Raw genomic sequence first — 9202 nt, forward strand, 5'->3', positions numbered from 1 at the left:
GAGGCGCGGCCTGCGGGCTTGCCGCAGTGGCCGCGCCGGCTGCGCTGGCCGGTGCCGCGCCCGGACCTGCTGCCGCCAGGCGGCGGAACACCAGCAGGTCGTACTGCGAGGTGTAGTCGTAGTGCGATGGCAGCTGCGCGTTCAGCAGGTCGGACACGTGCAGGTCCACCAGTTGCAGGCCGGTGGTGGCTTGCAGCGCGGCCTGCAGCAGGCCCAGTTGTTCGCCGAAGGCCGCGCGGGTGCACGAGATCCAGTAAAAGCCGGCGGCCGGGGGCTGGGAGGGCAGGGCGGCCAGCTCGGTGGCGTTGCCCTGGTGGATGTGAAAGATGCGCATGGAGGCCTGGGGCAGGGCGGGGAAGACGCCGGCGCCGGCCCTGCGGGCAGGCGGCCGGGGTGCGGTCGCTTACTTTTGCAGCAGCCGCGCCGCGTCGCGGGCGAAATACGTCAGCACGCCGTCGGCGCCGGCGCGCTTGAAGGCCAGCAGGCTTTCCATCATCACCGCGTCGTGGTCGAGCCAGCCGTTGGCGGCCGCGGCCTTGAGCATGGCGTACTCGCCGCTCACCTGGTAGGCGAAGGTGGGCACGCGGAATTCGTCCTTCACGCGGCGCACCACGTCCAGGTACGGCATGCCGGGCTTGACCATCACCATGTCGGCGCCTTCGGCGATATCGAGGGCGACCTCGCGCAGCGCCTCGTCGGTGTTGCCCGGGTCCATCTGGTACACGTTCTTGTCGGCCTTGCCCAGGGCGCCGCGCGTGCCCACGGCATCGCGGAACGGGCCGTAGAAGGCACTCGCGTACTTGGCGCTGTAGGCCATGATGCGCGTGTGGATGTGGCCCTGCACTTCGAGCGCCTCGCGGATCGCACCGATGCGCCCGTCCATCATGTCGCTGGGCGCCACGATGTCCACGCCCGCCTCGGCATGCGTGAGCGCCTGCCCGGTGAGGATCTCCACCGTTTCGTCGTTGATGATGTAGCCGGTGGCATCGAGCACGCCGTCCTGGCCGTGGCTCGTGTAGGGGTCCAGCGCCACGTCGGTCATCACGCCCAGCGCGGGGAATTCCTTCTTGAGCGCCCGCACCACGCGGGGAATCAGGCCCTCGGGATTGAGCGCCTCCTTGCCGTCCGGCGCCTTGAGCGATGGGTCGATGGCCGGAAACAGCGCCAGCACCGGAATGCCCAGCTTCACGCAATCCTCGGCCACCGGCAGCAGGAGGTCCAGGCTCAGGCGCTCCACGCCCGGCATCGACGCGATGGCCTCGCTGCGGCCCTGGCCTTCGTGCACGAACACGGGGTAGATCAGATCGTGCGGCGTGACGGCATGCTCGCGCACGAGGTTGCGGGTGAAGGCATCGCGGCGCAGGCGGCGCGGGCGGTTCTGGGGGAAGGGGGTGGGGCTGGACAGATGCATCCCGAAATTGTGCGCCACATTGCGCCGGGGCGGTCTCCGCCCGGCCCTTCGACGTGACGCCGGCCGCCGTGGTTTTTGCGCGTCGGACTCCGCCGGACGGCCCGGCACGGCACGTACACTGCCCCCATGCTCTGGGTCAAAGCCTTTCACATCGTCTTCGTGGCCAGTTGGTTCGCCGGCCTGTTCTACCTGCCTCGGATCTTCGTCAACCTGGCCATGGTGGCACCGGGCTCGGCCGCCGAGCGAGACCGGCTCCTGCTCATGGCGCGCAAGCTGCTGCGTTTCACCACCTTCCTGGCCGTGCCGGCCATCGCGCTGGGGCTGTGGCTTTACCTGGGGTACGGCATCGGCCGCGGGCCGGGCAACGGCTGGATGCACGCCAAGCTCCTGGTCGTGGTGCTCGCCGTGGGCTATCACCATGCCTGCGGCGTCCTGCTGCGCAAGCTGGCCAGCGGCCAGAGCCGGCGCAGCCACCGCTGGTTCCGCTGGTTCAACGAGGTGCCGGTGCTGCTGCTGGTGGCCGCGGTGGTGCTGGTCGTCGTCAAACCCTTCTGACGCGCCGGCCGCGCGCCCCCGCCGTGCACAAGACATCCGCCTGGCCCCTGGCGCTGATCTACGCGGCCCTCGTGGTCTTCGCCAGCCTGTTCCCCTTCGACGGCTGGCGCGAGCAGGGCATCTCGCCGTGGGTGTTCCTCACCGCCCGCATCCCCCCGCCGTACTGGACGTGGTTCGACGTCAACATCAACATCGCCGGCTATGCGCCGTTCGGCTTCCTGCTGGCGCTGGCCCTGCTGCGCACCGGCTGGCCGCGCTCTGCGGTGCCCGTGGCCGCGTTGGCGGGCGCGCTGCTCTCGATGCTGATGGAGTTCCTGCAGATCTACCTGCCGCGGCGCGTGCCCTCCAACATGGACCTGGTGCTGAACGCGCTGGGCACACTGGGCGGTGCGCTGCTGGCGGCGCTGCTGGAGCGGCTGGGCGCGCTGGCCCGCTGGAGCCGGCTGCGGGCGCGGTGGTTCGTCGCCGACGCCAGCGGGGCGCTGGCCTTGCTCGCGCTGTGGCCGGTGGCGCTGCTGTTTCCCGCCGCCGTGCCGTTCGGGCTGGGACAGATGTGGGAGCGCCTTGAGATCGCGCTGGAAGACCTGCTGGCCGACACCCCGTTCCTGGACTGGCTGCCGCTGCGCGAAACGCCCCTGGAGGCCCTGTCGCCCAGTGCCGAACTGCTGGCCGTGATGCTGGGCCTGCTCGTGCCCTGCCTGCTGGGCTACTGCGTGATCCGCCACATCGGCCGCCGTGTGGCTTTCTCGCTGGCCACGGTGGTGGCGGGCGTGTCGGTGACCGCGCTGTCCTCCGCGCTCAGCTACGGCCCGGCGCATGCCTGGGAGTGGCTCGGCACCCCGGCCCGCGTGGGCGTGTGGGCCGGCATGGCCGTCGCGCTGATGCTGACCGGCCTGCCCCGCCGGGCCAGCGCCGCCGTGCTGCTATTGCTGCTAATGCTGCACCTGAACATCCTCAACCAGGCGCCCACCAGCGCCTATTTCGCCGACACCCTGCAGGCCTGGGAGCAGGGCCGCTTCATCCGCTTCTACGGCCTGGGCCAATGGCTGGGCTGGCTCTGGCCCTACGCCACCCTGGTCTATGTGGTGCAGCGCGTGGCCCGGCGCGACCGGGACCCGGCCGAGGGCCACGCGGATACCCCTGTTCGCATCGGCTCCTAAAATGCCCGGATGACCGACACCCCCACGCCGTCAGCCGCGCAGCCTGGCTACTACGCCCGCCACATCTTCTTTTGCCTGAACGACCGTACCAACGGCGAGGACAGCTGCGCCCACCACGGTGCGCAGGCCGCGTTCGACCGCTGCAAGTCCCAGGTCAAGGCGGCTGGCCTGTCCGGCCCCGGCAAGGTGCGGGTGAACAAGGCCGGCTGCCTGGACCGCTGCGCCGGCGGGCCCGTCGCCGTGGTCTATCCGGAAGGCACCTGGTACACCTTCGTGGATGGCAGCGACATCGACGAAATCGTGGAATCGCACCTGAAGAACGGCCAGGTCGTCGAGCGCCTGCTCACGCCGCCGGAACTCGGGCGCTGATTCGCGCGCCGATCGGTTTTTAAGTGTTTTTGGCTGTCTGCCCTAGATTTTATTGTCCTGACAGCTATTTATTTGATAGCAAATCCAGTGAATGCCCAGACTGAACGCCTGACCCTCACCGGCGCTGCCGGTGCCATCGAAGCGGCACGCGATGCGGCCCAGGCGCCGGACGGCGCGCCCTCGCGCGGCGTGGCGGTGATCGCCCACCCGCACCCCCTGTTCGGCGGAACCATGGACAACAAGGTGGTGCAGACCCTGGCGCGCGCCTTCGTGCACAGCGGCTGGACCGCCGTGCGCTTCAATTTCCGCGGCGTGGGCGCCAGCGCCGGCACGCATGACGCGGGCCAGGGCGAGCTGGAAGACTTCCTGGAGGTGGTGCGCCAGGCGGCGCCCGAGGGGCCGCTGGCCCTGGCGGGCTTCTCGTTCGGCGCCTTCGTCACCAGCCATGCGCTGGAGCGCCTGTGGAGCGAGCGCAGCATCGAGCGGGTGGTGCTGGTCGGCACCGCCGCCAGCCGCTTCACCGTGGCGCCCGTGCCGGCCGAGGCGCATGCGCGCACGCTGGTCGTGCACGGCGAGCAGGACGACACCGTGCCGCTGTCGGCCGTCATGGACTGGGCGCGGCCGCAGATACTCCCCGTCACAGTCGTGCCCGGCGGCGGTCATTTCTTTCACGGACAATTGCCGCTCCTGAAAAACCTGGTGTCCCGCCACCTGCTGGCGGGGAACTGACTGCCCTCCAGACGCTCCCTACCGGGCACCGCACGGCGCGCCATCCTCCGCCGCCGTTTTTGACCGTTTGGTTTGTTTCCTTGCCCCGAATGCCTGTTTCCATGAAGCCCTTCCTCTCCACGCTGCGTTCTTTCGTTCTTGCCGCCGTGCTGGCGCCTGCCGCCCTCTGGGCGCAGGGCCAGGCCCCCCAGCCCCCGGAGATCGCTGCGCGCAACTACCTGCTGCTCGACGTGACCGCCGGCCAGGTGCTCGCCGCCAAGGACATCGACGCGCCGGTGGAGCAGGCATCGCTCACCAAGCTCATGACGGGCTACCTGGTCTTCGACGCGCTGCGCGCCAAGAAGATCACGCTGGAGCAGAAGCTGCCCGTGAGCGTGCTGGCGTGGAAGATGCCCGGCTCGCGCATGTTCATCGATCCCAAGATGCAGGTGCCGGTGGAAGACCTCATCAAGGGGATGATCGTGCAGTCGGGCAACGACGCCACCATGGCCCTGGCCGAAGGCGTGGGCGGCACGGCCGAGAACTTCGTCAAGCTCATGAACGACCAGGCCAAGGCCCTGGGCATGAAGAACACGGCCTACAAGAACCCCGAAGGCCTGACCGAGCCGGGCCACACGACCACCGCGCGCGACCTGGGCGTGCTGGCCACCCGCCTGATGCAGGAATTCCCGGAGTACATGCATTACTACGCGACCAAGCACTACGCGTACCCGGGCACGCCGCCCTCCAATGGCACCAACCGCAATTCGCTGCTGTTCCGCGATCCCACGGTGGACGGCCTCAAGACCGGCCACACCGCCGCTGCCGGCTACTGCCTGGTGGCCACGTCCAAGCGCGACTTTCCGAACGTCGGCCAGCGCCGTCTGCTGTCCATCGTGCTGGGGGCCTCCAGCGAGAACGCCCGGGCGAACGAGAGCCAGAAGCTCCTGAACTGGGGCTACACGGCCTTCGACGCCGTCAAGCTGTTCGACGCCGGCCAGCCCGCCGCCACGCCGGCCGTCTGGAAGGGCAAGCAGAACACCATCCAGATCGGCCGCCCGGACGCCATCGTCGTCACCGTGCCGTCGGGCAGCGCCGGCAAGGTCACGACCCAGATCGTGCGCACCGACCCGCTGGTGGCACCATTCACCAAGGGCCAGTCGATCGGCACCCTGAAGGTGTCGCTGGGTGAGCAGCCCATCGCCGAAGTGCCGCTGGTGGCGTTGGAGACGGTGGAGCAGGCCGGCATCTTCGGCCGCGCCTGGGATGCCATCCGCCTGTGGATCAAGTGACACGGCGGCGGCCGGCTGGCCGCCCCGCGATTGCTCCATCAGCGCCAACCTGCTACATTAGAAGGCTTTTCGGAATTTCCGAAGGGATTCACGTTTTCGTTTTTCACGAAGCATTTCACGTTTAGGGACGTATTCATGCCAACCATCAATCAACTGGTCCGTCAGGGTCGCGAGGTCGAAAAGATCAAGTCGAAGAGCCCCGCGATGGAAAACTCTCCTCAGCGCCGCGGCGTGTGCACCCGTGTGTACACCACGACGCCAAAGAAGCCTAACTCCGCTCTGCGGAAGGTCGCCAAGGTTCGCCTGACCAACGGTTTCGAAGTCATTTCCTACATCGGCGGCGAAGGCCACAACCTGCAGGAACACAGCGTCGTGCTGGTTCGCGGCGGTCGTGTCAAGGACTTGCCCGGTGTGCGTTACCACATCGTGCGTGGCTCGCTCGACTTGCAAGGCGTGAAAGACCGCAAGCAAGCGCGCTCCAAGTACGGTGCCAAGAAGCCCAAGGCCAAGTAAGCCCTGCGCTTTTTTGCAAAAGATATCCGGTGCTGTTTCCCGCGTGGCGCGGTGATCCAGCGTAGTGACCCCAAGCGCAACTGTCTTGCGTGGGTCGAGTAAGTGGGAGTCCTGAATGGCTCTCGCGGTGTCTGAAAAGATGCCAACTGAAGCAAACATGAGGTGAAAAAAATGCCACGTCGTCGCGAAGTCCCCAAACGTGAAATCCTGCCGGATCCCAAGTTCGGCAATGTAGAGCTGTCCAAATTCATGAACGTGATCATGGAAGGCGGCAAAAAGGCAGTGGCAGAGCGCATCATTTACGGCGCTCTGGAACTGATCGAGAAGAAGCACCCTGACAAGGACCCTCTGGAAGCGTTCACCGTTGCCATCAACAACGTGAAGCCCATGGTCGAAGTGAAGTCCCGCCGCGTGGGCGGTGCCAACTACCAGGTGCCTGTGGAAGTGCGCCCCGTGCGCCGTCTGGCACTGTCGATGCGCTGGATCAAGGAAGCCGCCCGCAAGCGTGGCGAAAAAGTCGATGGCGCAACGCCTGGCCAACGAACTGCTGGAAGCCACGGAAGGCCGTGGCGGCGCGATGAAGCGCCGTGACGAAGTGCACCGCATGGCCGAAGCCAACAAGGCATTCAGCCACTTCCGCTTCTAAGCCTCCAGGCTTTCTCCGGTGCAAACGTAAGGCCGCTGGCATTTTCTGCCTGCGGCCTTATCTTGATTCAGGTCGCCGGCAAATTGTGGTGCTGCGTCGCAAAAGCGGGTGGCCCATCACAACGAACACAACGTTCAACCAAGGATTTACCATGGCTCGCAAGACCCCCATCGAGCGCTACCGCAATATCGGTATCTCGGCCCACATCGACGCTGGCAAGACCACGACGACCGAGCGGATTCTTTTCTACACCGGTGTGAACCACAAGATCGGTGAAGTGCATGACGGCGCAGCCACCATGGACTGGATGGAGCAGGAGCAAGAGCGCGGCATCACGATCACGTCGGCTGCCACCACCTGCTTCTGGAGCGGCATGGACCGTTCGTTCCCCGAGCACCGCATCAACATCATCGACACCCCCGGCCACGTGGACTTCACGATCGAAGTGGAGCGCTCCATGCGCGTGCTCGACGGCGCCTGCATGGTGTACTGCGCCGTGGGCGGCGTGCAGCCACAGTCGGAAACGGTGTGGCGCCAGGCGAACAAGTACAAGGTGCCCCGCCTCGCGTTCGTGAACAAGATGGACCGTACCGGTGCCAACTTCTTCAAGGTCGTCGAGCAGATGAAGCTGCGCCTGAAGGCCAACCCCGTGCCGATCGTGATCCCGATCGGTGCCGAAGAAAACTTCACGGGCGTGGTCGACCTGCGCAAGATGAAGGCCATCATCTGGGACGAGGCCTCGCAAGGCATGAAGTTTACCTTCGAAGAGATCCCCGCTGATCTGCTGGAAACGGCCAAGGAATGGCGCGAGAAGATGGTCGAGGCGGCTGCTGAAGCCTCCGAAGACCTGATGAACAAGTACCTGGAAGAAGGTGATCTTTCCGAAGAGGAAATCACCCTCGGCCTGCGCACGCGTGCCATCGCCTGCGAAATCCAGCCCATGCTGTGTGGTACGGCCTTCAAGAACAAGGGTGTGCAGCGCATGCTGGACGCCGTGATCGAACTGATGCCTTCGCCGGTGGACATTCCTCCCGTGGGCGGCACCGACGACGACGAGCAACCGACGAGCCGCAAGGCCGACGACTCGGAAAAGTTCTCTGCCCTGGCGTTCAAGCTGATGACCGACCCATTCGTGGGCCAGTTGACGTTCGTGCGTGTGTATTCCGGCGTTCTGTCCAAGGGCGACACGGTGTACAACCCCGTGCGCGGCAAGAAGGAGCGCATCGGCCGTATCGTGCAGATGCACGCCAACAACCGCGAAGAAGTCGATGAGATCCGCGCTGGCGACATCGCCGCCTGCGTGGGTCTGAAAGACGTGACGACCGGTGAAACCCTGTGCGATCCCTCGGCCATCGTGACGCTGGAGCGCATGGTGTTCCCCGAGCCCGTGATCCGTCAGGCCGTGGAGCCGAAGTCGAAGGCCGACCAGGAAAAGATGGGTATCGCGCTGGGTCGTCTGGCTGCCGAAGATCCTTCGTTCCGCGTCAGCACCGACGAAGAATCCGGCCAGACCATCATCGGCGGCATGGGCGAGCTCCACCTGGAAATCATCGTGGACCGCATGAAGCGCGAATTCGGCGTGGAAGCCAACGTGGGCAAGCCCCAGGTGGCCTACCGCGAAACCATCCGCAAGACGGTGGAAGAGGCCGAAGGCAAGTTCGTTCGCCAGTCCGGTGGTAAGGGTCAGTACGGCCACGTCGTGCTCAAGATCGAGCCGAACGAAGCCGGCAAGGGCATCGAGTTCGTCGACGCCATCAAGGGCGGTGTGGTTCCTCGCGAATTCATCCCCGCGGTTGAAAAGGGCATCAACGAAGCCGTCACGCAAGGCGTGCTGGCCGGCTACCCGGTGGTGGACGTCAAGGTCACGCTGCACTTCGGTTCGTACCACGATGTGGACTCGAACGAACTCGCGTTCAAGATGGCCGCCATCTTCGGTTTCAAGGAAGGTTGCCGCAAGGCCAACCCCGTGATTCTCGAGCCCATGATGGCCGTGGAAGTCGAAACGCCGGAAGACTACGCCGGTACGGTGATGGGCGACTTGTCGTCCCGCCGTGGCATGGTGCAGGGCATGGACGACATGGTCGGCGGCGGCAAGGCCATCAAGGCGGAAGTGCCCCTGTCGGAAATGTTCGGCTACTCGACCTCGCTGCGCTCCGCAACGCAAGGCCGTGCCACCTACTCGATGGAATTCAAGCACTACAGCGAAGCCCCTCGCAACGTGTCGGAAGCCATCATGGCTGCACGCGCCAAGTAATTGGCAAAGGGAGGGGCGGCTTTGGCGGCCCCTTTCGGTTGGTTTGATGGAATTGGTTGCCAGCGACTATCGAGTAGGCGCTGGCAGCTATGAAAAAAATAGCAGCAAGATCCTTGCAATCTGCGACCCGGTGCCGTCCTGTTGCCCTGTGCGGGACGACTCAGCAATCGGGTGCAGACGTTAAACCCTGACACAGGCATTGCTCTTTGGAGATTCAAAAGGCAAAAGGTAAGTTCAAACGTACCAAGCCCCACGTGAACGTGGCACCATCGGACGTGGACCATGGCAAGACGA

General features: G+C 65.5%; 8 protein-coding genes and 2 pseudogenes. 8 read left to right on the plus strand and 2 right to left on the minus strand.

Features of this window, described 5'->3' with window-relative positions; all coding sequences use genetic code 11:
- A pseudogene (locus AC27KI_RS14820) lies at window positions 1-334 on the minus strand (magnesium transporter CorA); the annotation flags it as partial.
- Window positions 335-403: 69 nt separating this feature from the next.
- Window positions 404-1411 (minus strand): porphobilinogen synthase, encoded by a 1008-nt coding sequence (gene hemB, locus AC27KI_RS14825; protein ID WP_487114496.1) that lies wholly within the window; start codon window positions 1409-1411, stop codon window positions 404-406.
- A 126-nt stretch (window positions 1412-1537) separates the two neighbouring features.
- Here hemB and AC27KI_RS14830 point away from each other — a divergent pair, with 126 nt between their 5' ends.
- The 8 genes and pseudogenes from AC27KI_RS14830 (at window position 1538) to fusA (ending at window position 8908) form a co-directional block, all read left to right on the plus strand.
- Window positions 1538-1966 (plus strand): CopD family protein, encoded by a 429-nt coding sequence (locus tag AC27KI_RS14830; protein WP_272565831.1) that lies wholly within the window; start codon window positions 1538-1540, stop codon window positions 1964-1966.
- A gap of 23 nt (window positions 1967-1989) precedes the next feature.
- Window positions 1990-3126, plus strand: coding sequence for a VanZ family protein (locus AC27KI_RS14835; protein ID WP_487114498.1), 1137 nt, complete (start codon window positions 1990-1992; stop codon window positions 3124-3126).
- Between the two features lie 9 nt (window positions 3127-3135).
- A complete protein-coding gene (locus AC27KI_RS14840; protein ID WP_487114500.1) occupies window positions 3136-3495 on the plus strand; it encodes a (2Fe-2S) ferredoxin domain-containing protein in 360 nt (119 codons plus the stop codon).
- An 87-nt stretch (window positions 3496-3582) separates the two neighbouring features.
- Complete coding sequence (locus AC27KI_RS14845) at window positions 3583-4224, plus strand: alpha/beta hydrolase (protein WP_487089906.1); 642 nt, start codon at window positions 3583-3585, stop codon at window positions 4222-4224.
- 101 nt (window positions 4225-4325) lie between these two features.
- On the plus strand, window positions 4326-5495 hold the full coding sequence (locus tag AC27KI_RS14850) for a D-alanyl-D-alanine carboxypeptidase family protein (protein ID WP_272565828.1): 1170 nt from the start codon (window positions 4326-4328) through the stop codon (window positions 5493-5495).
- A gap of 135 nt (window positions 5496-5630) precedes the next feature.
- A complete protein-coding gene (gene rpsL, locus AC27KI_RS14855) occupies window positions 5631-6008 on the plus strand; it encodes a 30S ribosomal protein S12 (protein ID WP_010104110.1) in 378 nt (125 codons plus the stop codon).
- A 171-nt stretch (window positions 6009-6179) separates the two neighbouring features.
- A pseudogene (rpsG, locus tag AC27KI_RS14860) lies at window positions 6180-6654 on the plus strand (30S ribosomal protein S7).
- 151 nt (window positions 6655-6805) lie between these two features.
- Entirely contained in the window at window positions 6806-8908 is a 2103-nt protein-coding gene (gene fusA / locus AC27KI_RS14865; protein WP_272565827.1) for an elongation factor G, read from the plus strand.
- Window positions 8909-9202: the final 294 nt, after the last annotated feature.

This window comes from Acidovorax sp. KPB24-03, assembly GCF_057546605.1.

Coding starts and splice junctions, on each gene's coding strand:
- AC27KI_RS14850 (WP_272565828.1), top strand. CDS start 4,326: ATGAAGCCCTTCCTCTCCACGCTGCGTTCTTTCGTTCTTGCCGCCGTG.
- rpsL (WP_010104110.1), top strand. CDS start 5,631: ATGCCAACCATCAATCAACTGGTCCGTCAGGGTCGCGAGGTCGAAAAG.
- AC27KI_RS14830 (WP_272565831.1), top strand. CDS start 1,538: ATGCTCTGGGTCAAAGCCTTTCACATCGTCTTCGTGGCCAGTTGGTTC.
- AC27KI_RS14840 (WP_487114500.1), top strand. CDS start 3,136: ATGACCGACACCCCCACGCCGTCAGCCGCGCAGCCTGGCTACTACGCC.
- fusA (WP_272565827.1), top strand. CDS start 6,806: ATGGCTCGCAAGACCCCCATCGAGCGCTACCGCAATATCGGTATCTCG.
- hemB (WP_487114496.1), bottom strand. CDS start 1,411: ATGCATCTGTCCAGCCCCACCCCCTTCCCCCAGAACCGCCCGCGCCGC.